We start from the raw sequence: 26,376 nt of genomic DNA, 5'->3' as shown, positions 1-26,376 counted from the left end.
CCCTTGATGCCCGGTCAGGCGCGCAGTATGGCGCCCAGACCAGCGGTCTTGTCCACGATGGCCTGGCGCAGGGATTCGCTGTCCTCGGACGTCAAGGTGCGGTCCGGGGCGCGGAAGGTTACTGCGAAGGCCAGCGATTTTGCATGCTCACCGATCTGATCGCCAGTGAAAACGTCGAACAGCTCGATGGATTCAAGACTAGACCCAGCCGCTTCTCTGATGGCGGAAGTCAGGTCGGCGGCCGAGACTGTGTCCGGCACGGTGAAAGCCAGATCCTGACGGACCGGTGGGAAGGTCGAGACCGGCTTGGCCTGCAGGGGGGTGTAGTCCAGGTGGTCCAGCACCATGTCAAGGCTCAGCTCGAAGGCGGCCGAGTGGGCGGGGAAGCCCAGAGCCTGATCAACCCGGGGATGCAGCTCGCCCACCATGCCGACGAGTGTGCCGTCATTGAGAACCAGCCTGGCGGCACGGCCTGGATGCCACTGGTCGGGCACCTGCTCGGCCGAGGGCTGCTCCAACCGATAGTCGGCGCCCAGCCTGTCCAGGACCCGACGAGCCGATTCGACTGCATCGGTCCAGTCCACGTCCCTGGTGTCCTTAAGCCAGCCATCCTCCTGAGCACGGCCGGTCAGCAGGGCCGCCACATGCAGTCGTTGCTCCGGCAGACCCTGGTCCAGTCGGGCCAGATCCTCATCACTGGGCCGTACACCGCCCGGAAGGGTGGGGACCGCAGGAGCCTTGGGGTCGCGACGGAAGACATAGCCGATCTCGAAGAGACGCACATCCGTGTTGCCACGCCGCAGGTTGCGCTCCACGGTGTTGGCCAGCGGCAGCAGCAGGCTCTGCCGCAGGTAGGGCCTGTCAGCGGCCATGGGGTTGGCCAGCTCCACACTGTTGACATGGACCTCGTCAGGATCCATACCGAAGGCCTTGAAATCATTGTCGCCGACGAATGGGTAATCCAGAACCTCGGTCAGCCCATACTCGGCCAGGGTGTCGGCCACCCAACGGCGACGCTGCTGACGATCGGTCAGGCCAACCGCTCCGGACACCTTGGGTGATGGCACGGTGACGGGGATGCGGTCGTAGCCTACCAGGCGGGCCACCTCCTCGACCAGATCGCAACCCTCGCCCAGGTCGGGCCTCCAGGTTGGCGGGATCACCGACAGCTTTCCGACCGGATCTCCCTGGACCGTGCAGCCGATGTCGCGCAGGATGTCCACGATGCGCTGGGGCTCCACTTCCAGACCGGTCAGCCGGGCCACCTCGCTGACGGCAAAGTCGATGACCGGCATGGGCTTGGTCTGATTCATGTCCAGCGGGGCATCCAGGTCCTGGCCACCGGCAAGACGATGCAGCAGATCAGCGGCCATGGCTGCGGCGGCCGGCTGCATCTGCGGATCGACCCCGCGTTCAAAGCGCTTGGAGGCCTCCGAGGGCAGCTTGTGGCGACGGGCCGTCCGTGCGATGGTCACTTGGTCGAAGTGGGCGGACTCGATCAGGATGTTACGTGTCTGATCGGTCACCTCCCCATACAGGCCGCCCATGACTCCGGCCAGTCCCAGGATGCGGGACCCCTCTTGCCCCTCGGGCGAGTCGGTGATGAGCAGATCTTCGGTGCTGAGCTCGCGATCCTTGCCATCCAGAGTGGTCAGATGCTCACCCTGCCTGGCCCTGCGGACGACGATGGGCCCGCTGAGCTTGTCCAGATCGTAGGCGTGCAGGGGCTGTCCAAGATCCAGCATGACGTAGTTGGTGATGTCCACCGGCAGGCTGATGGAGCGCATGCCGGCCCGAACCAGCCGCCGACGCATCCAGCTGGGAGTTGCCGCCTTGGGGTCGCACCCGGTCAAGGCCCGCAGATAGTAGCGGTCACAGCCGGGCTGACCATGAATAGGATTGTCGTCCTCAACATGCACGGTCAGCGGAGCCTGATCCTCCTGAGCTGCGGAGGGCGGCACGGTCTTGTTCAGCTCAATCACCGGATCCGTGTACTCGGCGCCCGTGGAGTGGTGATATTCCCTGGCAACCCCCCGGTAGGAGAAGGCATAGCCGCGGTCGGGGGTGATGTTGATCTCCAGGACAGGCCTGTTCATATGGAGCAGAGCCATGGCATCGTCCCCGGGCTTGAGCTGCTCGTACTGTTCGGGGGTGAACCCGTAATTGCGCAGCAGGATGATGCCCTGATGATCCGACCCCAACCCCAGCTCGCGCTCGGAGGCGCACATGCCATCCGAGATGTGGCCATAGGTCTTGCGCGGTTCGATACGGAAGTCACCAGGCAAAACGGCCCCCGGCAGGGTCACCACCACCTTCTCGCCCGCAGCCATGTTGGGGGCCCCGCAGACGATGCCCCGGGGCACCTTGCGGCCCTGGTCGTCCACGGCGTTATACTGCTCGCCCACATCCACATGGCACCAGTTGATGGTCTTGCCGTTCTTCTGGGGCTCGGGCTCGGCATCCACCACATAGCCGACCACAATGGGGCCGGTCACCGTGGACTGATGGATGTCCTCTTCCTCCAGCCCGACCCGGACCAGGTCCTTGGCCAGCTGTTCATAGGTCAGATCCTCAGGGATCTGCACATGCTCCTTGAGCCAGTCGATATCTATCATTGGCATCTGACGGTCACTCCCCCATCTCGAACTGCTGGCTGAACCGCACGTCGCCCTCGACCAGGTCGTGCATATCGTTGATGTCGTGGCGCAGGAGCAGGGTGCGCTCCATGCCCACACCGAAGGCGAAGCCTGAGTAGCGCTGCGGGTCCACTCCGGCCGATCTCAGAACGTTGGGGTTGACCATGCCGCAGCCTCCCCATTCTATCCATCCGGGGCCGCCCTTCTTGTCGGGGAACCAGAGGTCCATCTCGGCGCTGGGCTCGGTGAAGGGGAAGTATGAGGGACGCAGTCTGGTCCGGGCCTCGGGGCCGAACATGGCCACGGCGAGCTTGTCCAGGGTGCCCTTGAGGTCGGCCATGGTCAGGTGCTCATCGACGGCGATGGCCTCGCACTGGTGGAATACCGGGGTGTGGGTGGCATCCAGCTCGTCGGTGCGGAAGACCCTGCCCGTGCAAGCCACGTAGAGCGGCACGCCGCGGGTTATCAGGGAACGGGCCTGGTCTGGCGAAGTGTGTGTGCGCATGACCATGTTGGAGCCGACGAATCCTGCGGCATCCCTGGCCTGGCTGCCCTTGACGTAGAAGGTATCCTGCATCTGGCGGGCAGGATGGTCTGGGCCGAAGTTGAGGGCATCGAAGTTGTACCACTCGGCCTCCAGCTCAGGACCCTGGGCGATGCTCCAACCCATGGAGACGAAGAAATCCTCCACGTCCTCCATGAGTTTGGACAACGGGTGGCGGGCGCCCTGGGGACGGCGGTTGACCGGCAGGGTCATATCCACCTGTTCGGCGGCCAGGCGGCGGGACTCCTCCTCCTGGCGCAGCTGCCGCTCCTTGAGCCCGTAGGCACGGCCGAAGTCAGCCTTGAGCTTGCCTGCCAGACGCCCGGCGGTCTTCTTCTGATCCGCTGGCAGCCGTCCGATCATCCGGCCTGATCCGGCCAGGGCTGAACCTGTCCCTGCATACTTGGCCTTGATCGCCTTGAGTTCTGCCAAATCGGAGGCTTCGCGAATCCTGCCGATGCCCTCGTTGACCTCGTCGGTCATCGCCGCGGGGTCGAATTCTTCCTGTGCCACCATGGACCTTTCCACTGTTGCCAATGCCGTGTCCGGGCCGCAAATCAGCGGAAATCCCGGTCGTTGACGCCTTCACATTCTTTCAATACGACTCGACATGGCCATGGCATAAAGCAGCACCGCCGCCGAGGTGGCCAGGTTGAGGGATTCAGCCCGCCCATATAGAGGGATGCGGACGATCTGATCCATGGATTGCAACAACTCCTTGGGCAATCCGCGTGCCTCATTGCCAAAGAGCACAGCCATGTGCTGACCAGCCAGGTCCGGCTTGGCCTGGGCACCGCCCGCCATGAGGTCTGTCAGCAAGCGGACCGGTTTGTCCGGCGTGCCATAGACATCCGCGGCCACCATGGTCCGGCCCTGCCGCCTGCACAGGGCCAGGAAGTCCTCGGTGCTCATGCTCATCATGGGTATGTGAAAGGCCGATCCGGCTGTGGAGCGAATGACCTTTGGATTGGTGGGTTCCACGCACTGGTCCACCAGAATGACCGCTCTGCAGCCTACGGCATCAGCGGTGCGGATCACAGTGCCAGCATTGCCTGGATCACGAATCTGCCAGAAGGCTGCCACGAGGTCGGACCACTCACCAGTGAAGTGCCGGGGATCCTCAAGATCTGTCGATTGGGCCAAAAATCCATCAATACGCGCCTGGGCCAGGATTCCCTGGGCATTGCCGCTGATGACACGCATGACCCGGGACGAGACGAAGTGTACGTAGCAGTCAGGCAACTCCCGAGCCTGCTCCACGATGGCGCCCACGGTCTCATTGAGCGGCTGTGGATTACCATCCTGGGCTGCAGGGGAGGATTCGTCGGCCTGAATATAGAGGTCAGTCAGCAGTTCGGGACGCCAGCGGACCGCCTCGCGCACGCTCTGCGGCCCCTCTATCAGGAAGCGGCCATGACGCTGCCGGGCCCGCCGATCCTGCAGTTCAGCCAGGCGACGAATTCGTTGGGCACGTGGATTGTCGAGGAGGGAGTCATCAAAACGCATGGGCACAACTTTAGCCCCGGCAGCCGAGAGCACTGCTGAGGGATCCTCATGAACCCACATCTGTGGGAAATTTCACTGAAAGAAAGGTCCTTACCCCTTGTGCTTGGCGAACAAGGGGCTAGGGTAAAAGAACCGGTCGGGTCGACCACGTCCATAGCTGGTATGGCGCAGACCGACCATGGCACATCTGGCTTGGCCAGAATCATTGTGAGGAGACGATATGCCCGTATACACACTTCCTGATCTGCCCTACGACTATTCGGCACTGGAGCCGTACGTGTCCGGCAAGATCATGGAACTGCACCATGACAAGCACCATCAGGCTTATGTGAACGGGGCCAACAAGGCCCTGGAGCAGATCCACGACGCGGCCGAGTCCGGCAACGTGGCCCAGTCCAACCTGCTGGAGAAGAACCTGGCCTTCAACCTGGCCGGGCACAAGAACCACTCCATCTTCTGGAAGAACATGGCCCCGGCCATCGGCCAGGAGCCCACCGGCGAACTCAAGGCCGCCATCGAAGATCAGTTCGGCTCCTTCCAGGGCTTCCAGACCTACTTCGAGTCCATGTGCGCAGGCATCCAGGGCTCTGGCTGGGCCGTCCTGGCCTGGGATACCCTGGGCGAGCGCCTGGTCACCCTGCAGATGTACGACCACCAGGGCAACCTGCCCGTCACCATCTTCCCGCTGGTTCTGCTGGACCTCTGGGAACACGCCTACTACCTGGAGTACCTGAACGACCGAGCCAGCTACGTCAAGGCTTGGTGGCACATCGTCAACTGGGAGGATGCCTCCAAGCGCTTCGACGAGGTGCGCAACATCAACACCACTCTGGCCAGGTAAGAGGCCAGCGCTTCCAAACACAGAGGAACCCTGGCCCTTTCCCCTCTCTGCGGGGGGTGGAAAGGGCCAGGGTTCCTCTATAGCTGGAGCCTGCGGAAAAACCTGGCGGATCAGTTGCCGAAGAAGGCGATGGAGCCGGTCAGTGCAGCCACAGTCAGTGAGATTGCAGGCACAGACAGACATATGAGCAGGAAGCCCACATCACGTGGTCTGACCTTGGAGACCCTGGCATGGGTGCGCGGTGTGATGCCGCCGAAGCCCCGAGCCTCCATGGCCGTGGCCAGAGTCGTTGAGCGCCTGATGGACAGAACCAGCAGGGCGAAAGCCTGGGGCATGAAAGCCTTGAAGCGGTTCTCGTCTCCCAGCCCACGACTGCGGCGCGAGGCGGTCAGAGCCGACCAATCATCCTTAAGAACAGTGAAGAGCCGCATGCCAGCCAGCCCGCCATAGACGAAGCGGTCAGGCAGATGGAGCACCTGGCTGAAGGCATCGGCCAGGTCGGTGGCATCTATTCCCAACACGGTGATGATGGCAGGGATCCCGATGGCCAGGATCCGCAGTGCAGTAGCCAGGGCCAGATCCAGCGAGCGCTGGGTGATGTGGATCATTCCCCACTGCCAGAAGGTGGCACCGCCGCTCTTGCCGTAGAGGATGATCGCCAGGGCCGAACCCGGCGCCCCCAGGAAGATGGGCCAAGTGGATCTGACCACGCGCAGGGGCGTGAAGCCTGCCGCACCCAGCAACAGGAACTCCAGGACCAGGGCCGTCGTGGCCGAGACCGGGTCCAGGCTGATCAGCAGGGGCAGAGCCGCCAAAAAAGCCCCAATCAGACGGAAGGCCGGATTGATGGAGGCTATGTATGGTGACCGGCTGGCCGGCTTGATCGGCTCGTTCCGCTGATCCATGGGTGTGACGGTCAGTCTGGCAGCAACAGTCTCATGAGGAGCCTGCAAATCTGACCCGGCTGCAGGCCAGACTGCCTTCTGGGCCCCTGGGGGCATCATCTCCACCAGGCGGGCATCCAGGGCCTGGACCAGTTCCCGGTCGTGGGTGACCAGGATGATGCAGGCTCCCTGGTCGCGCAGGTCTGCAATCAGCTGGGCCATGCTGACCCAGGTGTTCCTGTCCTGCCCGAAAGTGGGTTCGTCAAGAATCAGCACCTGGGGTGCGGCAGCCAGGGCCGAGGCCACGGTGAGCCGTCGCTTCTCACCGCCCGAGAGCGTGTAGGGGTTGGCGCGCGCATACTGCCTCAGGCTGAAGCGGTCCAGCAGCTCCAGGGCACGGGCCTGGGCCTGGTCCTCGGTCATGCCGGTACGGATGGGGGCCAGCTTGACCTCATCCAGGACCGTGCCCCGGGCGAACTGATGCTCTGGATTCTGAAAAACATAGGCGATGCGTGCCGCCAGTTGGGATGAGGTCCACCGGATGGGCTCGGGCTCCGCAGGCATCTGCCCTTGGGGTCCCCGAAGCAGGCGATCCAGGGCAAGGACCGAACCAGCCACCGGCTCCAGCAGGCCAGCCAGGGTCATGGCCAGAGTGGACTTGCCGGCTCCGTTGACCCCGACCAGGGCAGTAACCTGCCCGGCCCTGAATTCCAGATCGATGTGCTCGGCCACCGCCTTGCCACGACGGCCCACCGCCAGATCCTGAGCGGCCAGCAGGACGGGATGTTCATCCTGGCCGGTACCTGATTGCCCGGATCTGATCCTGTCCTGGCCGAGCTCAGGGAGCGAATCTCTGGCGGCCCTATAGGCCTCGGGAACCCAGATGCCCAGGGAGGCCAGATCCAGTCCGGAATCTGTGAAGACCTCCTCGGGACTGCCGTCGGCCATGATCACGGTCTTGCGATAGACCGCAGCACCCGAACCGCCGGCATCGCCTTCAACATCACCCAGCCCAAGCACGATGACCCGGTCGATCATGTCCATCCAAGGCCCTGCCCGGTGCTCGACCAGAACCATGGTGGAACCTTGCCGGTTCAGGACTTTTCTGACGGCATCGACAATCTGGTCGACACCGACCGGATCCAGATTGGCTGTGGGCTCGTCCAGCAGGAGCAGCCCAGGCTGCATGGCCAAGGCACCCGCCAGGGCCAGACGCTGCATCTGCCCTCCGCTCAGGTGCATGGTGGACCGGGTCAGCTGCAGGTCAGCCAAACCCACCTCGGCCATGGCCATCCGCACCCGTGGCCAGATCTTCTCGCGAGGCAGCCCCATGTTCTCTGGCCCGAAGGCCACGTTGTCGCCAAGCCGTTGAAAAATGGCCTGAGCATCCGGATCCTGCAGGACCAGGCCCACACGCCCCCGGCTGGATACGGCAGGATTGCCGTCGATCAGGACCTGACCCTGGGTCACCCCGCCCTCATCATCCTCAACCTGATCCTGGCCGCTCTGCGGGGCGTGATCGCCCAGCAAGCCGGCCGCACCCTCAAGGATGGTCGATTTGCCGATGCCGGAGGCCCCCAACAGAAGCACCCGCTGACCCGCAGGAATGTTCAGGGAGAGATCCCTGACGGCGAAGTGATTCCTATAGGCATGCCGATAACCCCAGCCACGCAGTTCCAAGGCTGCGGGGCGGTAGGGATTGTCCTGGATGCTCTGATCCACGCCCGGACCTCTACTTCCCGGCCGTACGAATATCGCGGCCGGAGGCGAAGCGGTCCAGGGCCCCGGTTGCGGCGATGGCCTTGTAGAGGTACCAGACCAGCACTCCGGCGATCAGAGCGCCCGAAATCAGGGTGGCTATCAGATAGATCACCCCGTAGGGACCAGTCAGGTTGATGGCCTGCAGGTGCGTGCAGAAGGAGTAGAGCCAGCATCCGAAACCAGCTGCAGCGCCCGACAGTGCCACCGTGGACATGTTCCAACGCCGGTAACGCAGCAGCATGAAGACCAGCTCAGCCATGAAGCCCTGCAGCAGACCGATCAGTATGGTCTCCACAGGCACCCAAAGGCTGCCCAGCAGCGACTCCAGGATGGCTGCGACCAACTCGGCATAGACGGCCGCTCCCGGCTTGCGTACGATTACCGAGGCCAGTGGGCCGGCAAACAGGTAGAGACCGTTGAGAATGCCACCCAGACCGGGCACGACCCCGTCCAGGAAGGACCAGGGAATGGTGGTCACCATGGCGACCACCCAGTAAATGACGGCGGAGGCCACCCCTATGACCGAGGCGACGGCGATATCCACCACCCTCCACCGTTTGGAGGGAATCCTGACCTGGGACGGAGTCCGCTCGGACTCCGGCTCTGATCCGGAAACGGTATTGTTCATGAAATGACCATCGGTCATGATCTTGTGCCTTTCCTCGGGGCGCTCCCTATGAGCGCCATCCCGTTCAGGCACGGGTCCAGTGACATCCGTGCGCCGGCATTGCCCGGTAAACGTTCGTCCGGTTGAGGCTGAGCCTCCTCTCAGCCGCACGCCCTTAGGCATACGGCCCCCGTGTCACCTTTAACCCTAGAACAGGCCGTGGCCAAAAATCAGTTCTGACGCTCGCCCAGGGAGTCCAGCAGCAGGGCCTCGGTGACGATGTTATCGACCAGCCCCTGCAGGGAGATGGACTCGTTCGGACTGTGCGCGTTGGACTGGGGATCCTCGGGACCGGTCACCAGAACCTGAGCATCAGGGAAGAGCCGCTTGAGCTCGGGGATGAAGGGGATGGATCCACCCTCGCCCTTGTTGACCGGGTCGCATCCGAAGGCCTGCCGCATGGCCTCCTCGGCCTGCCGAACCACCGGGCTGTCGGCATCCATGGCCCATCCCATGCCCAAGTCGCTGGGCGTGGCCTCCACCCTGGCCCCTCGAGGAGCATGGGCGACCAGAAAATCGGCCAGGGCCTGCACAGCCTGTTCGGGCCGCTGGGTGGGCGCAGTACGCAGGGAGATGCGGAAGCGGGTCTTATCGGCCAGGACGTTGAAGGAGCCCTCCACTGGGTGAGCATCGAAGCCGATCACGGCCGCCGCTGGCTTGGTCCAGAGCCGAGAGGCCAGGGAGTCGGTTCCAGCCAGCTGGTAGGAGTCAAGCACACCGGCGTCCGCACGTAGCTGGGCCTGATCCAGGTCACGCTGCAGGCCGCCGATAGGCTGTCCACCCTCCAGGCCGGGCACCGCAAGCTGACCCTGGTCGTCATACATGGAGGCAATCAGCATGGCGGCCAAGGTGTTGGCATCCAGGATGGGCCCGCCGAACTGGCCGGAGTGGACCGGATGCTCCAGAACGGTAACCGTGACATCCAGGTCGGCATTCCCCCGCAGAGAAGTGGTCAGGCTTGGGGTGTCCGCCGACCAATTGCCCGAGTCGGCCACGATGATCAGATCCGAGGCGAAGTCGTCCCGATGAGCCTGAAGGAAGGGGATGAAGCTTTGCGAGCCCATCTCCTCCTCCCCTTCGATGAAGACCTTGACGTTGACGCGAAGGTCCTTGCCCAAGGCATGGAGGGCACCCGAGTGGATGGCAATACCACCGCCGTCGTCGGCTGACCCGCGTCCATAAAGCCGCCCCTCCTTCTCAACGCCAGTAAAAGGATCAGTAGACCACTGGGAGGGGTCAGGCACCGGTTGTACGTCGTGATGGGCATAGAGCAGAACGGTCGGGGCATTGGCATCCACCTGCCGGGATCCGATGACTTCGAAGGCTCCAGGGGTGCCGTCCGGATTGGTGGCCTGGACTACCCGGGCGTCCACGCCCACCTGCCTAAGTTGTCCGGCCACATAGTCGGCCGAGCGCCGCATGTGGTCTCCGGTGATCCCCTTGGCCGAGACCGAAGCCAGGGCGATCTTGTCCTTGAGCAGATCGACGACCCTGCTCCTATCGTCTTGGACACGTGTGCGGATCGTCTCCAGCCCCAGTTCCGCCATCGTTACCTCCTAATTATTACTTGCGAATCAATGCTTGCGAGTCTAGGCGTCACCGTAACCTGTTCGCATGACATGGAACCCCTTCTCACGCAAGGATCGTCGGGACAAAGAGGCGGAGGCGGACCAGACGGCCTCTGCGGAGGATGTACAAGGCAAGGGACGCCCCACACCCAAGCGCAAGCAGGCCGAGGCCCGGAACCTGCGTCCGCTGGTCCCCAAGGACCGCAAGGCCTCACGCAAGGCCGCCAAGGCCCGGATCCGAGCCCGTGAGGACGCCCAGTACGAGGCCATGAGGACCGGCGACATCGACCACATGCCCAAGTCGGAGCGCCTGCCTTGGAGGATCTACATCCGCAACTATGTGGATGCCCGTTTCAATCTGCTAGAATGGATTTTCCCGGCCATCATCCTCATGTTCGTGGCCACTCTGATGGGCATGTTTGTGGGTCCGCAGCATTATGCCACTTTCACCATGGCAGTGACCATCCTTCTATATGCCTATCTGATTGTGGCCCTTGTCGACACCTGGCTGATGTGGCGCAAGCTCAAGCGCCTGCTGATCGACAGGTTCGGCGAGCGCTCGGTGGCCAAGGGATCACGCTCAGCATCCTATGCATGGCAGCGGGCCATGATGGTCCGGCGCTGGCGGGTTCCCAAGCCCAACCAGAGCAAGCGTGGACACTGGCCCAAGTGACAGCCGATTAGCGACAGCCGATTGTTTTGATATTCCGGCCTGCAGGTCGGTCACACCGCCCGGTTCCTCTTGAGGAACCGGGCGGTCTTCGTATTCACTCCGCATTCTGCGAATGGTCTTCATTCTCCCAGCCTGTACGGCTAGCATGGATTGATATGCAGCAATCGATCAACCAACCCGGCACACAGTCTCTTGACCCATGGGATGCCAACAGCCGCCAGTACGACACCATCATCATCGGATCCGGCCCAGGCGGCTATGCCACGGCCCTGCGCACGGCGGAGCTGGGCGGACGGGTGGCCCTGGTCGAACAGGACCCTGTGGTTGGCGGCGTCTGCCTGAACCGCGGATGCATCCCCACCAAGGCCCTGCTGACCGCTACCCAGGTTCTCGAACAGGCCGGCCTTGGGGCCGCCATGGGCATCAATATGGCGTCATACAGCATCGACTACCAGAAACTTCAGAACTATCAGGACCGGATGGTGGACGCCATGACCGGCGGCCTGTCGAGCCTGCTGAAGCAACGTGGCATCACCGTGTTGCACGGCCGCGGCAGCATCGTCGGCGACGGCCTTGTGGAGGTGACCGCCGATGACGGCAATCGAACCCGTCTGACCACCTGCGACACCATCCTGGCCACCGGGTCTCATCCCCGGGCCTTGGAAGAACTCCCCTTCGGTGATCTGGTCATCGACACCGACCGGGCCCTGACCCTCAAGCCCTTCCCCCGCCGGGCCCTGATTATCGGCTCAGGTGCGGTGGCCCTGGAATTCGCCACCATTTGGAATCAAGCCGGCTGCCAGGTGACCCTGATGGTCAGACGGGATCGGGTGCTCTCCCACTGGGGTCGTCGGACCGGTCAGATCATGACCAGGGAGCTGGAGCGACAGGGAATTCAGATCGTCACCCATGCCCGCTGCTCGGGCGGACACCGTCTGCCCGCAGATGGAGGCATTCAGGTCGACTACCAGCCGACCGACGACAAGGGCCAATCGGGACAGATCGAGACTGATCTGGTTCTGGTCGCCATCGGCAGGGACCCCAACACCGATCCGAAACATATGAAGGAGCTGGGCATCGACCTGGATGAGCAGGGTCAGGTCCTGACCGACTCACAGGGACGCACCAGCCGCGACCGGGTCTGGGCCCTGGGCGACATCACCCCGGGTCACCATCTGGCCCACAGGGCCTTCCAACAGGGCATCACCCTGGCTGATGCCGCCTCCGGTCTGGATCCCGAGCCAGTCAACGAGGCCACCATCCCCCGCGTGGTCTTCTCATCCCCCCAGGCCGCAGCTGTAGGCTTCAGCCGCCAGGAGGCCGAGGACGATCCATCGCTGAACCAGGTCAAGGAGACCATCTACCCCATGATGGCCAACTCGCGCATGCGCATGAGCGGCCTGCAGGGCACCCTCAGCCTCATCACCGCCTGCCAAGCCACCGATATGGAGAAGCAGATGGTGGTCGGTCTCGAGATGGTATCCCCTCAGGCCTCCGAGAACATCGCCGAGGCCCAGCAGCTGGTGGGCAACCAGATCCCCCTGCACCGGGCGGCCGGCCTCATCCATCCCCATCCCACCTTCTCGGAAGCCATTGGAGAGGCCCTGCTCAAGGCCGACGGCAGACCCCTGAACATGCGGTAGGCATGCGGTAGACTGGTCAACCAGTGAACGTTTCCAAGTGAGGATGGCATGGCTACAGAGGACACCAAGGGCAAAAAAGCAAAAAAGAAGACCAGCACGATCAGCCAGATCGCCAAGATCTACCAATTCACTTATGAAGAGGACAAGACCCTTCCCTGGCTGCTGACCGCAGCAATTCTGGTACCCACACTGATAGCAGTGGTGATTTGCCTGCTGGCCCACTTCGGCTGGCTGTCCTGGATACTGACTGTCCTTCTGGGCATCATGCTCGGCCTGCTCCTGGCCACAATGACCCTGACCAGACGCTCCGACAAGGTCGGCTACGCCAAGATGGAGGGTCGTCCAGGTGCTGCCGCCGCCGTGCTGAGCGGCATCTCCAAGGCAGGCTTCTCCTTCCCCCAGGAACCCGTCTGGATCGATGCCAAGACCAAGGATGCCGTCTGGAGGGGCACTGGCCGTACCGGAGTCTATCTGATAGCCGAAGGTGACTACAACCGCGTCAACAAGGCCATGAACCGCGAAGAGGAGAAGATCCGCCGCATCACCCGCGGATCGGCCATCCCCATCTACCGAATCAGCGTGGGCCGCGGACCGGACCAGGTCCCGCTCAACAAGCTCCAGCGCACTGTGATCAAGAAGAAGGTCAAACTGACCGCCACCGAGCTGGAGACCCTGAACGACAGGCTGGTCACCCTGCAAAAGCGTCAGAGCGCCCTGGGTATGCCCAAGGGCATCGACCCGACCAAGATACACGTCAGCCGCAAGGCCATGCGCGGGCGCTGATGTTTTTTGAAGGTCCCGGCATCTCCCTGAGGGAGGCGCCGGGACCTTCGCATGAAACACCCCCGTAACCTCAGCGGTGCATTGCCGAAAAAAGCGGTCCCCTAGACTGAGTGACCGTTATGGTTTTCCAGGAAAGGAGCAGTTCAGTGAGAGAACTGAAATCAAAGGCCGATTGCGAAGCTGTGATCAACCAAGAAGGCGTGGAATACGTCTCGGTCAGGTTCACGGATCTGATCGGCGTCCAGCAGCACTTCACGGTCCCAGCCAGCGAATTTCTCAAGGATGCCTTCACAGACGGCATGGCCTTCGACGGCTCCTCCGTCCAGGGATTCCAAGCCATCAACGAGTCCGATATGAAGCTGATTCCGGACCCTGAAACCGCCTACCTGGATCCCTTCCGCCGCCACCGCACCATGAATGTGGCCTTCTCCATCGTGGACCCGGTGACTGACGAGCCCTACTCACGCGACCCCCGGCAGATCGCCGCCAAGGCTGAGGCCTACCTGCGCTCCACCGGCATAGCCGACACGGCCTCCTTCGCCCCCGAGGCTGAGTTCTTCATCTTCGACAAGGTCCGCTTCGAGAACAGCATGCAGCGATCCTTCTACGAGGTCGACTCCATCGAGGCCCCATGGAACTCGGGCGTGGATGTCGAGGAGGACGGCTCCGACAACATCGGCTTCAAGAATCGTGTCAAGAGGGGCTACTTCCCCGTACCGCCCATTGACCACTACCAGGATCTGCGCGATGACATGGTTGCCAACCTGCAGAAGGTGGGGCTGATTCTGGAGCGCTCCCATCACGAGGTGGGCGGCGCCGGCCAGCAGGAGATCAACTATCGCTTCAACACCCTGCTGCATGCGGGTGATGACCTGATGAAGTACAAGTACGTAGTCCACGAGACCGCTGCTCTGGCCGGCAAGGCGGCCACCTTCATGCCCAAGCCCATCGCCGGCGACAACGGAACCGGCATGCACTGCCACCAGTCCCTCTGGAAGGATGGCAAGCCCCTCTTCTATGACGAGAATGGCTACGGCGGACTCTCCGACATCGCCCGCTGGTATGTGGGCGGCCTGATCGAGCATGCCTCGTCTGTTCTGGCCTTCACCAACCCCTCCACCAACTCCTACAAGCGGCTGGTACCCGGGTATGAGGCCCCGGTCAACCTGGTCTACTCGGCCCGGAACCGTTCGGCGGCCATCCGCATCCCCCTGGCCGGCACCTCGCCGGCTGCCAAGAGGATCGAGTTCCGCGCCCCCGACCCCTCCTGCAACCCGTTCCTGGCCTTCTCGGCCCAGCTGATGGCAGGACTGGACGGCATCCTCAACCACACCGAGCCTCCGGCCCCCATCGACAAGGACCTCTACGAGCTGCCTCCGGAAGAGCACGCCCAAATCAAGCAGGTCCCCGGTTCCCTGGAGGAGGCCCTCAACGCTCTGGAGGAGGACCACGACTTCCTCAGCGAGGGCGACGTCTTCACCGATGACCTGATCCAGATCTGGCTGGACCTGAAGCGCGGTGAACTGGACCAGACCCGTCTGGCCCCCACCCCCCTGGAGTACGAGCTCTACTTCCACATCTGAGTTCGCAAAACGACTGACGCCGGCTTGCCGGCCAGGTCGCATAGGGCCCGATCCTTCCTGCTGAAGGGTCGGGCCTTTTTGTATTATCACGACCATCTGCATCCGCCCATTGACGGCAACACGCCAGCCCCGGCATCCCGGCAGGCGGTCAGGCCAGAATGAGGAGAGGCATGAAAACAGATTCGATGGAGGTGGAAACCGATGCGCTGGCTGCGTGAGTTCATGGAGTTGCCCGTATATCTGCGAGCCATGCTCATAGTGGACCTCATGTGCAACTTCGGCATCGGCCTGGTCATGCCCATCGAGCTGCTCTTCGCCACCCATTCCCTGGGCGCCACCATGAGTGAGGCTGCCCTCCTGGTGACCATCAGCTCGGTGGGGTCCCTGATCTCCAACCCCATCATCGGCTGGGTCTCAGACCGTCGCTCCTCCTGGCTGGCCATGCACACGGCCATGATCTTCTCGGTCATCGGCCCCCTGATCTTCACCATGGCCCATGACTACCGGGCAGCAGTCGCGGGTGCCTTCGTCTCGGGCCTGGGGATGGGCATGCAGACCTCCTGGGCCAGCATCCTGACACAGATCTCCACCAGGGAGCAGCATCGGATTGTCTACGGTATCAACCAGGCCGAGCTCAACCTGGGCATCGGCCTTGGGGCGGCTGTAGGCGGACTGCTGGCCGCCGGTGGTCAGGACTTCCTCTACCGCATTGGCTTCGGCGGCAGGGCCCTGGGATTCGCCCTGCTCAGCCTGTCCCTGCTGGTCATCGAACGACACTGGCAGCTGCGCCGGCTGACGGCTGAGCTCAAGGCCCAGGCAGAGCGAGTGGTCGTCCATGAATCCGCAGGGGCAACCCATGCCCTGCAGGACAGTCAAACAGAGGGCGCAGAAAGCATGACCGTAAACGGCACCTTCGGCGGACGCACCAGCTCCCTGACCAGGGTGCTGGCCTCAATGGCCCTGCTGACCATGGGAACCTTCTTCATGGACCTGTTCGGCTACTCCCAGTTCGACGCCGGCCTGGTCACCACCCTGATCTCCGATCCGCACATCCCCCGCTGGTCCCTGTCGGTGGTGGACGTGGTTAACACTTTCTCGGTGGTCATCATGAACATCGTGCTGCTGCCCCGGCTCAAGGACGCCAACCATGTGCGCCTGCTGCGCACCGTGCCGGTCTTCTGGGCTGCGGCCTGGGTGATCATCGTCCTGGGCCTGCGCCTGGATTCCACCCCTGGTGCCCTGAGTGTGGCCTCCCTGGGCATCACCATCTTCGGGCTGGGCGAGGTCATGATGGGCATCTCCCAGCCGGTGGTGGCCGCCGAGCTGGCCGGACCATCGTTCAGCGGGCGCATGTTCGGCCTGCTCAACACAGCCGCATCCCTGGGCTACATTGTGGGACCCATGTTCGCCTCCTACATCCTGGCCGGGCACGAGGCCATTCCCTTCCTGGCCATGTGCGCCATCGGCCTGGTCGTGCTGGCTGTCCCCTGGTTCCTGGCCATCCCCTCGCGGCAGATCACCAGCCGAAAGAGCCCGGCCGCCTTGTAGTCTTGGACAAGGCACGGCACTGAATTAAAAACTTGGAAGTTGGCTAATCCAAAGGATGGCCGAGAAGGCATTTCTACAGTGGCCAGTCCAGCGAACTGAGTCCTCTCTTCAGTTGCGGTTCTCGTGTAGAGTCAGTCTTCACCGGCGGCCCGACGGGCATCGCCAGGCTCCGAACCCGCCATCAGGGTCTTGGCCAGGTCCACGAATCGCTTGGTCAGCGGCGAATCATCCAGGGAGCCGTCTGATCTGAGGACAGCCGGCCGGCCGGACTCCCCCGATTCGCGCAGGTCGGTCTGCAGGGGAAGCTGCTCCAGCAGCGGTACCTGATACCCCAGATCCCGGGTCAGCTGGTCGGCCACACGCTGGCCACCTCCCTGACCGAAGATGCGCAGCCGCTCGCCATTGTGCTCGTACCAGGACATGTTCTCAATCACACCCTGGACCTTGGTGGGCAGTTGGAGGGCCACCAGCCCTGAACGCACGGCCACCTGCGAGGCCGAGGGCTGGGGGGTGGTGACCACAATCAGCCGGCTGTTGGGCAGGGCCTGGGCCACTGACAGGGCCATGTCCCCGGTGCCAGGAGCCAGATCCAGCAGCAGCACATCGGGATCGCCCCACCAGACATCAGAGAGGAACTGTTCCAGCGAGCGCTGCAGGCGAGGACCCCTCCAGAGGATGGCCCGGTCCGACCCGGCGAACATGCCGATGGAGATCAGCTTGACCCCCCAGGCGGTGACCGGCATCAGCATGCCGTGCAAGTTGGTGGGCCGGCTGTGTACGCCGAAGAGCCCAGGCAGGGAGAATCCGTAGATGTCCGCATCAATGGCGGCCGTGTCATAGCCCAAGGCAGCCAGCGTGGCCGCCAGGTTGACGGTCACCGAGGATTTGCCCACGCCCCCCTTGCCCGAGGCGATGGCGAAGATGCGGGTGCCTACGCCAGGCTTGGAGAAAGGGTTGCTGCGCCGGGCGGCCTTGAGGTCGGCAACAAGATTGTCCAGCTTCTCCCGGCTCATGGAGGAGACATCGATATGGGGGCGCAGCCGGGCTCGTGGATATGAGGTCACGGTCCCGTTGATCTGGTTGGTGATGGTGGTCGACAGCGGGCATCCCTTGATGGTCAGTTCAACCCGAACGGTCACCTCATAGTCGGCCTGGGCATCCCTGGCTGGCTCGACAACGATATCGGTGATCATGCCCAGATCGGTGATGGATCGACCCAGTTCTGGATCGATGACCCGACTGAGCCGCTCATAGACCTCCCCCTTGATTCTTCGAGGCAGCTCCTCCAGATCCCGGGTCCCTTCCTTGCGATGCTCTACTTGTTCCATGCCGTCACCATATCGCGCCCAGCCATCTGCTGCTAGGGCGCGGCTGGTCGGATATTGCGAATGTCACTATCAACCTTGGGCTGGGTTGGGGTCGCCGGTGTCAAGCAGGCGGTGGAAGGCCGCCTCGTCCAGGATGGGTAGCCCCAGGCTCTCAGCCTTGTCGGCCTTGGAACCCGGGTTGGCGCCCACCACCACATAGGTGGTCTTTTTGCTGACGGATCCAGAGGCCTTGCCGCCGCGTTCCACGATGGCCTCCTTGGCGGAGTCCCTGGAGAAGTCCTCCAGACTGCCGGTGACCACCACGGTCATTCCCTTTAGGGTCTGCGGCTTGGTGCTGCGCTCGACGTGGGCGCCCACCCCGGCTGCCTGCCAGGCATCCAGGATGCGTCCACGCCAGTCGTCGGGCTGGCGGGCGCCCTGGAACCAGTCGTGGATGGAGTGCGCGATCTCGGGGCCCACACCGTCCAGTTCGGACAGGTCCTCCACGCTGGCCTCCTCCACGGCCTTGAGCGACGGGAAACGGGTGGCTATGGCCCGGGCCGATGTCGGTCCCAGGTGCCGGATGGACAGGGCCACCAGGACCCTCCACAGGTCGGCATGCTTGGCCTTGTCGATCTCTTCAAGCATCTGCAGGGTGTTCCTGGAGGGTTGGGCATCCGCACTGCCCAGGGCAGCCTCCTGGACCTGGGTCTCATGGCTGTTCATGGCCCGCTCGCCCTGGCTAGCCTGAGCGCTCTTGGGCAGGTTATAGAAGGCAGGCACACGGTACCAGAGGCCGCTGCCGCCTGTCCGACGCTTGGTTGTGGCACGCCCCTGCCGGCCTTCGACCTCCACCCGCTCCATCAGGGGAACCTCACGCCAGACATAGACCTGGCGCAGGTCCTCCACTTTCAAGTCGAACAGGCCCGCCTCACTGGTCAGGACAGGTTCCTGACGAGATGGAAGTTTCAGGTCCGGGTCCGGCTGGTAGGGGGCTGCCTGGCCTCCCTGGTCGACCAGGACCTCACGCAGACCGGGAGCGTAGACCTCCACGGAATCGGGCCGGTTCTCATCGGGGTTGGTCAGTGCTATGGCGCTCTGCTCCCCCAGATGCTCTATGTCCAGCGCCTTTCGCGAGGCCATGTGGATGATCCGCTCGGTCAGTTGGGCTGGGCAGGACTCCACATTGGGGCAGCGGATGTCCACATCGCCCTCCTTGGCCGGGGCCAGCCGTGCACCGCAGCTGGGGCAGGTCTCAGGCATGACGAAGGGTCTCAGATCCCTTTCACGCCCCTTCCTGGCTTCGATAACCGGTCCGACCAGCTCGGGGATCACATCGCCCGCCTTGCGGACCACAACCGTATCCCCGATCAGAATGCCCTTGCGCTTGACCTCGGATGCGTTGTGGAGGGTGGTCCTGGAGACCGTGGACCCTGCCACGGTGACCGGGGTGAGAACAGCCACCGGGGTGATCCGCCCGGTCCGGCCCACCTGGACGGTGATGTCCAGAAGTCTGGTATTGACCTCCTCCGGCGGGTACTTGTAGGCCACGGCCCAGCGGGGGGCACGGGAGGTGGCTCCCAGCCTGCGCTGGAGATCCCGGTCCTGGAGCTTGACGACAATGCCGTCCAGGGCGTGCTCGATGTCATTACGGTGCTGGCCGTAATAGTCGATCATGTCCAGAATCTGGTCGAAGGAGGTGATGACCCGGTTGTGGGGGGAGACCGGAATTCCCCACTGCTTGTAGAGGTCGTAGGCCTGGGACTGGTCGATGACCTCGTCGTGGGTCCCCTTGGGATGGGCCGGGCCCCACCTCAGGGAGCCCAGGCCATGGGCGTAGAAGCTCAGACGGCGGCTGGCCGTGATGCGCGGATCCTTCTGCCTCAGGGACCCGGCGGCGGCGTTGCGAGGGTTGGCAAAGGGCGTCTTGCCCTCCTGCTCCTGCTGCTCGTTCAGGGCGTTGAAGTCGTCGAACCGCATGAAGACCTCGCCACGGACCTCCACGAACTCGGGGATGTCGCGGGCCGGTCCCGACAGGTTCTGCGGAATGCTCGAAATGGTCCTGACGTTCAGGGTGATGTCCTCCCCGGTGACGCCGTCCCCCCTGGTCAGACCCTGTTCCAGAACCCCGTTGCGGTAGAGGAGGTTGAGGGCCAGGCCGTCTATCTTGACCTCGCTGGTCATAGGCAGGGCCTTGCCCTGCGGCCAGTCGAGCTCGTTGCGAAGCCCGTCATACCACTGGCGCAGCTCGGCGACACTGAAGACGTCATCCAGGCTGAGCATCTGAGAGGGGTGACGGACTGAGGCGAAGTCGTTGGAGAAGGTCCCCCCGACCCGGTGCGTCGGCGACTGGGGGGTATCCAGACTGGGAAAGTGGGACTCCAGCTCCTGCAGGCAGCGCATTCTGGCGTCATAGGCCGCGTCGGAGGAGACCGGCGCATCGTCTATGTAGTAGGCGACCTGGTCGGACTCCACCCAGGCGGCCAGCATGGACCAGAGACGCTGGGCCTGTTGGGCTCCCAGAGAATCAAGGTCCAGCTCCCCCAGTCGCATGGCATCAGCATCGTCGGGCTGCAGGGAGGCTATCCATCGGTCAGTGCCCGGCCTGGGCCTGGACTCGGCATTCCCGCCCTCATCACGGGTTTGCTGAGCATCTTTCTGAGCTGTTCTGTCATGCATTGAGCGACCTCATGAACTGTGCCTGTACCACATCAACACCTTCATTATCGTCGTCGTTCATCCTTGCGGCCGCCATTGACAGTGTTCGGGCCGGGACGAAGAGACCGCCGTCCACACAGATGCGCGCTGCCTGTCGCACTATCGAAGCCACTTCGGTGTGGGGCCAGACCGGTAGGCCGTGTTCTGCCAGCACCCGTCGGGCCTGCCTGTGGTCTTCAGGCAGAACCACGCACTGGGAGCGGGCCCTGGCCCGCAGCTCGGCCAGCTCACTCTTGAGGGCTGGTATCCGGTCGGGACTGATGTGCTCGCTCATCAGGTAGGCCGCTGCAGCCACGTCAAACTCGTCGCGCATCCATGAGGCATAGGCCAGGCGATAGTAGGCGAAAGAGGCATCGTCCCGGTCCAGGGCCACCCTCAGAGCATTGAGCGTGGCGGCCCGTGCCGAATCCCAGTCCTCCCGGTTGGCCAGCATGACCGCCAGCTTCAGGTGGGAAAGCGGATAGGCGGGCGCATAGGCCACCATGGCGTTCAGATGCTTGAGGGCCGCCTGGTCCTCCTTGATCTGGGCCAGCAGGTCAGCTATCTCCAAGTGGGCATAGAAGAGGTTGTCAGGAATGAGCAGGGTCCGCTCTCCCGGTGTGGCGAAGAGGCGGTTGTAGACCACCCGCTCGGCATAGGAGTTGAAGTAGCGGGGTACCTGGCCTTCGGCCGCAAAGACGGCATCCAGATGAGCGATAGCGTCCTGTTCAACCTGTATGCCCTGGGCTGCCCCACCGGAGAAGAGCAGATCTCGGGCTTTAACGCGCTCTTTGTCCAGCTGGGAGGACAGTGAGAAGTCAAAGTCTGGAACAGGGGTGCCATCGATCATGGCGCTTGCAACCTGGGGGGCCAGCTGTTCCAGCTCCGGGTCGCCAATGCTCTGGATGATGCCTGTGGCCGCTTGGGCCTTGGCCGCTGATGTCATGGTCCGGTCCGAGGCCAGCTGGTGGAAACCGCCTACAGCCCTCTGTAACAGGTCGGCACGCTGGATGGACAGATCCACGGCCTTATGTGCGCCCAGGGCCTTGGCAGACTTGTCAGCAAATGCCACCTCGGAGAACTCGGGTTCCTCCTGACTGCCATGGGGGCTGAAGCGGTCATCGCGCATGTCGAACTCGGCCTCGGTAGGTTTGAGTCCGCCCTGGGGATCCACTTGCATGGCCGCGTCGAAGAAGCGGTAGATGGCACGTGGATCCTTCAGACCCTGTGAACGGATGCGCGAGAGGAAGAGTTCCCTGCTGAAGACCACCGAGACCAGGGTGCGGATGGTCGGATTACTTTGCAGGGCGCTGAGCGGATTCTGCGATGCGTCGTCGTCAGTCTTGTCTGCAGAGGCATCATCATTCGAGACATCCTTCTTCGATGCATAATCAGCAGTCGACTCACCCGCGTCGGATTCATTGGCTGACGACGGCGGCGCAAAAGCAGCAGAGTCAAGGTCCACGCCCTGCATGAGATCCTTGAACTCACGGTCCACGGATTCCTTTTCACCCTGATCTTCGGCCTTGTCCTCCTCGTTCCCCTCTTGCTGCTCCGGAGCCATCCGGGAGGCAATGGGCTTGGTGGGATCACCGTGCACGTCGCCATCCTTGGGATCAGCCTTGGACCCGGTGGGGGCCACCTCGCCTGAACGCATGCGCTCAAAGGCCTCAAGGGCCTGTCCCATCATGGTCCTGATAGCCGAGTTCTGCTGGTCGACAGCCTCTTCCAGACCGATGGAGTCGATCTGCAGGCTGACCTCGCGCACGGACGGATCCACCCCAAAGGCCAGGGCGGCCATCATCAGCCCGACGCGCAGGTTGTAGTCAGCGCTCATGGCGGACCGCTCGCCCTCGTCCAGGTCCCGCCAGGCACGGGACTGGTCCTCATAGCGGCTGGAGGGCATCATGGTGCGCCCAGCAGCAGTGAAAGCCAGGGCCACCTGCCCCTGGGCAAGGTTGGATCTGAATTCCACGTCGAAACGGAAGGGCAGCCGAAGGGATCGCATCAGCATGGACAGCGTCTGCCGGTAGACCCACTCGGATCGCACCGGCTCCTGACCTTGGCCGTCCGCTCGCACCGGCAACGCCTGGGGAGCCTGTTGACGCACCATGACGGCGGTCGCCGCAGCCTTGTTGACCATGGCATTGATAGCGGTCAGCCCGTCGTCCTCCAGGGGGTCGAAGCGAACCGGATAGTCCCCCGGGCGCAGCAAGGCGACAATGGCGGGATCATCCAAAAGCGCCTGATCCAGCCGGGTTGCCTGGACGCGGTTGATCGAGTCCTCGGTGGGCAGCGTTCCCAGGCGGGTATTGCGCTCCAGCCAGGCGCTGACGGCGGCAAACCTGTTGAGATTGCCCTCGATGCGCAGGGCCGTAAGGGCGGCGGTGAACTCCAGTCCATTGTCCCAGCTCAGGAAGTAGGCGCCGGAATAAGAGGAAGCATACAGATGCAAGGGCTCTGCCCCATGAACGGCCTCAAGGCCTGAGACGGGCGATAGGGCCCCAGCCTCGCGCATCAGGTCGGCGAACAGATCCTCCAGACCGGAGACCCGCTGTCCGTGGGAGCGTGCCTGAATCATGTCACCAACGCTGCGTCGGATGGCTCCCATGGGCGCCTCCCTGTTGAGCCTGTAGAAGATGTTGCCCGAGCCGAACCCGGTGAAGGTTCCCTGGATGCGCGGCAGCAGGTATGCAGCGAAGAAAGCAATGGCCACAGCATCCCGGTACTCCAGATCCAGGCGCATCTCCGGAGGCAGCAATGGACGCAGCTGCTCAAGTGAATAGCGGCCATCGGCTCGCAGCCAGGAGGCCAGCCAACGCATGTGGCCGGCCTCGTCACGGCCTGCTACGACACCCTGCAGGGCACGAACCGGACCCGAATCCTGATCCGGATCGCGGCCCAGCCGACGACCATCGGCCAGGGTCACCTCCTCCTCCCTGCCCAGCAAGAAGGCAGGCTCCATGTTCTGCAGGTCCATCCGGCTCTGCTCGCCGATGAAGACCCGGCCATGGTCGTCGGCCAGAGCAATCTGAGCAAAGTGACGACGATCGGTGAAAATCCCCAGCGCGAAGCCGCGGCCGGGCGCATCAGGCCACTGGACCCAGCCCAACTTCAACCCCTCGGGCACGCCCTGCAGACGAGGAAAAAGCCGACGCTTGACCGCGATACCCAGGATACGGCTGTGGGAGGCCAGAAATTCGCGCATCTGACGATCATCTGGATGGCGTCCCGTCCTGTTGATCAGATTGACCATGTCGGCCACCGAAGAATCCAGGGGATGATCCCCGCGATCCCCCGTGGTCGGCCGAGAGGAGCCTACCAATCCCTCCAGTGCGGAAAGAATGGAACGGCCCAGGCCTGACAAATCCCCGATCCCCCGGGACTTCTTCGCGTTCTTGGACATACTTTCGATTGTCCCAATCCAGCCCGACATGTCGCCGTTAGAATAAAACAGTGATGACTCTGCCAGCCCTGCGACGCCCCACCCCGACCAGGGGTACGACTATTCGCCTGCTGGTGACACTTGTCGTTATACTCGTCCTCGAACTGGGGGTATTCAATCTGGCCCATTGGCAGTCATTGGCCAGCTCCTCCTCGAACCCTCCAACAAGAACCACAGGCAATACTGAGTCCCGGTCGGGCCAGCTGGGACCAGGACTGTCCACGTTGCCGGGTGGGGGACTAAAGGTCATTGATCCGGCCGGCGCCTGGATGGATGTCCCAGTCGCCGACGGACAGACAACCTTCGTTCAGGCCCACCTGACGGAAGACGTCGAGGAATCCCTGTCGCAGATTCATGTACGTCTGGACCTGCGCCTGGCCGGCGACAAGGGTTGGACCCAGGGCACACGAGGGTTGATCTGCCCTGGTCTGACCCGCAGCCACTATCTGCGCATCAGAGGCAATTCCCATCAAGGCCGGATCCAGGCCATGCGCCTATGGATACAGGAACCCATCGGATCTCGGCTGGAGCTGACCGGGATGACCCCTGCCAAGGTGGTCCCCTTAGACTTCAATCCGGCGCGGATACTTGTGCTGGTCTTTCTGGCGGCACTGATCCTGGGCTACCTGCCAGGCTCGGTTCTCTGGCGGACTCGGCTGGATACGGGCTCGGTGAGCCAGCGCCTGGTCCTGGCTCTGATTCTGGCTCCCCTGGCAGCCTGGTCCTGCTGGAACATCCAACATGATCTGTCCACCTTCACTCCCATGGCCTACCACCAGCCGAATGCCTACGTCTACGACTTTAACCAGTACGATCATGTGGCCCAGGCCCTGCTGCATGGACGCCCTTGGCTGGATCTTGGCCAGGCGCCTGGTCTGGCCAAGGCAGCAAATCCTTTTGACATAGCCACCCGCAACGCGCTGCTGGCCCAGGATCAGCAACCCATATATTGGGACTACGTCTACCGGGACGGCCACTGGTACTCCTACTTCGGAGCACTTCCCGTGCTGCTGCTCTTCCTGCCCTATAGAGTGATAACCAGCCTGGTGCATCCGGGTGGCTATGCCCTGCCCACCAGTTCGGCCGCAGCCCTGCTCGTCGCGATGGCCACCATCATGACCGCCCTGGCAACCATCCGCCTGCTGAACCGATGGTTCCCCCGGGTCAACCTGGCCGTGGTCGGTATGGCCCTCATGACCATGCTGGGAGGATCCGGCATGGCCTACCTCTGGTGCCGTCGCAACTTCTATACGATTCCCTTCGATGCCTCCTTGCTGGCGGTCATGACCGGACTCTGGCTCTGGATGGGAGCCAGGCGGGTCCATCGACAATCTGCGGGCACCGGTGGGCATTCGGGTCGTCGTTCAACACGAATGTGGACCGTAGAGGACGGGGACCGACCCTGGCAACTGTCCAGACCCCGGCTCTTCCTGGGATCGCTGTCAGTGGCTGCCACCCTGGGCTGCCGACCAACCTTCCTGGCAGCCGGCCTACTGGCGTTGCCCCTGTTTGCCGAGGAAATAAGGGCTGTCATCAACGCCCTGTTCAGACGTGGGCGCCATACTGCCGGACTGTCTCGAAGGCGGGCGCTGTCCCTGCTGGTCTGTGGCCTGTTGCCGGTTCTCCTGATCGCCGCTCCCCTGCTCTGGTACAACCGTTGGCGCTTCGGATCTCTGCTGGACTTCGGCAACCGGTATCAGATGACCGTCCTGGATCTGACCAACTATCATCCCGGCACCGCGGGCCTGCTTCAGATCTTTGGCTACTACCTTCTGCAGCCGTTGACCACCCTGCCGGTCTTCCCCTACCTGCAATTCTCCCCTGCTCCCATGCGGGTCTGGCACTTCACCGAACCCGGTCTGGGCGGGCTGCTGGTCACCACCCCGGTACTTATACCGGCCCTTGCCCTTCTTGCTCTACCCCGGGTACGAGAAGAGCTGCAGCGTCGGGGCTGGATCCCCGGCCTGATTCTGGCCCCTGCCCTGGCGACCCTGGTCATGGCTGCAGACTCCTATATAGGGGGGTTCTCAGTGCGCTACAGCATTGACTTCGCCTGGCTGATCTGCCTGGCAGCTGTTGTGGTCATGGCCGCCGCATCCTCAACATATGAAGACGGCTGTTCCCGCTCCGGAGTGGGAACAGCCGTCATGAGCCTGCTAACACTCGCCTGTCTGACTGGGTTGGTCTTGACCTTCATCAACGCCATGGTCCTACTGGAGCACTTCGACTCCAGTCAGGCCATGAACGTAGCCGTCTGGTTCCTAGCACCCTGAGCCCGGCCGACAGCGAT

The 26,376-nt window shown here is 63.0% G+C and carries 15 protein-coding genes and 3 pseudogenes; 7 read left to right on the top strand and 11 right to left on the bottom strand.

The annotated features are described in order from the left end of the window. Positions 1 to 14: 14 nt before the first annotated feature. The 3 genes from pheT to H3T88_RS03035 all read right to left on the bottom strand — a co-directional run bounded on the left by pheT (position 15) and on the right by H3T88_RS03035 (position 4,686). Complete coding sequence (pheT, locus tag H3T88_RS03045) at positions 15 to 2,621, bottom strand: phenylalanine--tRNA ligase subunit beta (RefSeq protein ID WP_198203487.1); 2,607 nt, start codon at positions 2,619 to 2,621, stop codon at positions 15 to 17. Positions 2,622 to 2,628: 7 nt separating this feature from the next. Then, positions 2,629 to 3,696 (bottom strand): phenylalanine--tRNA ligase subunit alpha, encoded by a 1,068-nt coding sequence (gene pheS / locus H3T88_RS03040; RefSeq protein ID WP_015022071.1) that lies wholly within the window; start codon positions 3,694 to 3,696, stop codon positions 2,629 to 2,631. A gap of 69 nt (positions 3,697 to 3,765) precedes the next feature. Then, positions 3,766 to 4,686, bottom strand: a complete 921-nt coding sequence (locus tag H3T88_RS03035; protein ID WP_198203486.1) for a TrmH family RNA methyltransferase — start codon at positions 4,684 to 4,686, stop codon at positions 3,766 to 3,768. Positions 4,687 to 4,906: 220 nt separating this feature from the next. On the opposite strand from H3T88_RS03035, the gene H3T88_RS03030 reads away from it, so the two are divergent. Further along, the gene (locus tag H3T88_RS03030) at positions 4,907 to 5,527 is read left to right on the top strand and encodes a superoxide dismutase (protein WP_015022073.1); all 621 of its coding nucleotides are present in this window, start codon (positions 4,907 to 4,909) and stop codon (positions 5,525 to 5,527) included. Between the two features lie 110 nt (positions 5,528 to 5,637). Here the strand turns inward: H3T88_RS03030 and H3T88_RS08905 are convergent. From H3T88_RS08905 to H3T88_RS03015, 5 genes and pseudogenes are all read right to left on the bottom strand, one after another. Continuing rightward, positions 5,638 to 6,366: pseudogene (locus tag H3T88_RS08905) on the bottom strand (energy-coupling factor transporter transmembrane component T family protein); the annotation flags it as partial. 309 nt (positions 6,367 to 6,675) lie between these two features. Next, a pseudogene (locus H3T88_RS08900) lies at positions 6,676 to 7,359 on the bottom strand (energy-coupling factor ABC transporter ATP-binding protein); the annotation flags it as partial. A gap of 213 nt (positions 7,360 to 7,572) precedes the next feature. Beyond that, a pseudogene (locus H3T88_RS08895) lies at positions 7,573 to 8,133 on the bottom strand (energy-coupling factor ABC transporter ATP-binding protein); the annotation flags it as partial. A 10-nt stretch (positions 8,134 to 8,143) separates the two neighbouring features. Continuing rightward, the gene (locus H3T88_RS03020; RefSeq protein WP_227028572.1) at positions 8,144 to 8,818 is read right to left on the bottom strand and encodes an ECF transporter S component; all 675 of its coding nucleotides are present in this window, start codon (positions 8,816 to 8,818) and stop codon (positions 8,144 to 8,146) included. Positions 8,819 to 9,009: 191 nt separating this feature from the next. Then, complete coding sequence (locus tag H3T88_RS03015; RefSeq protein WP_198203485.1) at positions 9,010 to 10,386, bottom strand: dipeptidase; 1,377 nt, start codon at positions 10,384 to 10,386, stop codon at positions 9,010 to 9,012. Between the two features lie 67 nt (positions 10,387 to 10,453). Between H3T88_RS03015 and H3T88_RS03010 the strand changes: the two genes are divergently transcribed. The 5 genes from H3T88_RS03010 (at position 10,454) to H3T88_RS02990 (ending at position 16,637) form a co-directional block, all read left to right on the top strand. Further along, positions 10,454 to 11,080, top strand: coding sequence for a DUF3043 domain-containing protein (locus H3T88_RS03010; protein WP_015022077.1), 627 nt, complete (start codon positions 10,454 to 10,456; stop codon positions 11,078 to 11,080). 155 nt (positions 11,081 to 11,235) lie between these two features. Then, the gene (locus H3T88_RS03005) at positions 11,236 to 12,723 is read left to right on the top strand and encodes a dihydrolipoyl dehydrogenase family protein (protein ID WP_198203484.1); all 1,488 of its coding nucleotides are present in this window, start codon (positions 11,236 to 11,238) and stop codon (positions 12,721 to 12,723) included. Between the two features lie 48 nt (positions 12,724 to 12,771). After that, entirely contained in the window at positions 12,772 to 13,506 is a 735-nt protein-coding gene (locus H3T88_RS03000; protein WP_015022079.1) for a DUF4191 domain-containing protein, read from the top strand. A gap of 146 nt (positions 13,507 to 13,652) precedes the next feature. Beyond that, a complete protein-coding gene (glnA, locus tag H3T88_RS02995) occupies positions 13,653 to 15,089 on the top strand; it encodes a type I glutamate--ammonia ligase (protein WP_198203483.1) in 1,437 nt (478 codons plus the stop codon). 201 nt (positions 15,090 to 15,290) lie between these two features. Beyond that, positions 15,291 to 16,637 carry an MFS transporter gene (locus tag H3T88_RS02990; protein ID WP_198203482.1) on the top strand — a complete coding sequence of 449 codons (1,347 nt, stop codon included), beginning with the start codon at positions 15,291 to 15,293 and terminating at the stop codon, positions 16,635 to 16,637. 131 nt (positions 16,638 to 16,768) lie between these two features. On the opposite strand, the gene H3T88_RS02985 is transcribed toward H3T88_RS02990, so the two are convergent. The 3 genes from H3T88_RS02985 to H3T88_RS02975 all read right to left on the bottom strand — a co-directional run bounded on the left by H3T88_RS02985 (position 16,769) and on the right by H3T88_RS02975 (position 24,047). After that, positions 16,769 to 17,965, bottom strand: a complete 1,197-nt coding sequence (locus tag H3T88_RS02985) for an Mrp/NBP35 family ATP-binding protein (protein WP_198203481.1) — start codon at positions 17,963 to 17,965, stop codon at positions 16,769 to 16,771. Positions 17,966 to 18,034: 69 nt separating this feature from the next. After that, the gene (ligA, locus tag H3T88_RS02980) at positions 18,035 to 20,623 is read right to left on the bottom strand and encodes an NAD-dependent DNA ligase LigA (protein WP_198203480.1); all 2,589 of its coding nucleotides are present in this window, start codon (positions 20,621 to 20,623) and stop codon (positions 18,035 to 18,037) included. Next, positions 20,616 to 24,047: a tetratricopeptide repeat protein gene (locus H3T88_RS02975; protein ID WP_232347067.1), complete on the bottom strand. Its 3,432-nt coding sequence runs from the start codon at positions 24,045 to 24,047 to the stop codon at positions 20,616 to 20,618. The genes ligA and H3T88_RS02975 overlap by 8 nt, the downstream gene beginning before the upstream one ends. Positions 24,048 to 24,100: 53 nt before the next feature. Here H3T88_RS02975 and H3T88_RS02970 point away from each other — a divergent pair, with 53 nt between their 5' ends. Continuing rightward, positions 24,101 to 26,359 carry a hypothetical protein gene (locus H3T88_RS02970; RefSeq protein WP_198203479.1) on the top strand — a complete coding sequence of 753 codons (2,259 nt, stop codon included), beginning with the start codon at positions 24,101 to 24,103 and terminating at the stop codon, positions 26,357 to 26,359. The last annotated feature ends 17 nt before the right edge of the window (positions 26,360 to 26,376 follow it).

This window comes from Bifidobacterium sp. W8110 (genome assembly GCF_016101375.1).
Classification (GTDB): domain Bacteria; phylum Actinomycetota; class Actinomycetes; order Actinomycetales; family Bifidobacteriaceae; genus Bombiscardovia; species Bombiscardovia asteroides.
The sequence above is the reverse complement of the archived record's forward strand: the minus strand, read 5'-3'. Positions and strand labels throughout refer to the sequence as shown.

Bases quoted from the DNA above. Each gene is read 5' to 3' on its own strand.
- H3T88_RS02970 (WP_198203479.1), top strand. From the start codon at position 24,101: ATGACTCTGCCAGCCCTGCGACGCCCCACCCCGACCAGGGGTACGACT.
- H3T88_RS03000 (WP_015022079.1), top strand. From the start codon at position 12,772: ATGGCTACAGAGGACACCAAGGGCAAAAAAGCAAAAAAGAAGACCAGC.
- H3T88_RS02975 (WP_232347067.1), bottom strand. From the start codon at position 24,047: ATGTCCAAGAACGCGAAGAAGTCCCGGGGGATCGGGGATTTGTCAGGC.
- pheS (WP_015022071.1), bottom strand. From the start codon at position 3,696: ATGGTGGCACAGGAAGAATTCGACCCCGCGGCGATGACCGACGAGGTC.
- H3T88_RS03030 (WP_015022073.1), top strand. From the start codon at position 4,907: ATGCCCGTATACACACTTCCTGATCTGCCCTACGACTATTCGGCACTG.
- H3T88_RS03020 (WP_227028572.1), bottom strand. From the start codon at position 8,818: ATGACCGATGGTCATTTCATGAACAATACCGTTTCCGGATCAGAGCCG.
- H3T88_RS03035 (WP_198203486.1), bottom strand. From the start codon at position 4,686: ATGCGTTTTGATGACTCCCTCCTCGACAATCCACGTGCCCAACGAATT.
- ligA (WP_198203480.1), bottom strand. From the start codon at position 20,623: ATGCATGACAGAACAGCTCAGAAAGATGCTCAGCAAACCCGTGATGAG.
- H3T88_RS03010 (WP_015022077.1), top strand. From the start codon at position 10,454: ATGACATGGAACCCCTTCTCACGCAAGGATCGTCGGGACAAAGAGGCG.
- pheT (WP_198203487.1), bottom strand. From the start codon at position 2,621: ATGCCAATGATAGATATCGACTGGCTCAAGGAGCATGTGCAGATCCCT.
- H3T88_RS02985 (WP_198203481.1), bottom strand. From the start codon at position 17,965: ATGGAACAAGTAGAGCATCGCAAGGAAGGGACCCGGGATCTGGAGGAG.
- H3T88_RS03015 (WP_198203485.1), bottom strand. From the start codon at position 10,386: ATGGCGGAACTGGGGCTGGAGACGATCCGCACACGTGTCCAAGACGAT.
- H3T88_RS03005 (WP_198203484.1), top strand. From the start codon at position 11,236: ATGCAGCAATCGATCAACCAACCCGGCACACAGTCTCTTGACCCATGG.
- H3T88_RS02990 (WP_198203482.1), top strand. From the start codon at position 15,291: ATGCGCTGGCTGCGTGAGTTCATGGAGTTGCCCGTATATCTGCGAGCC.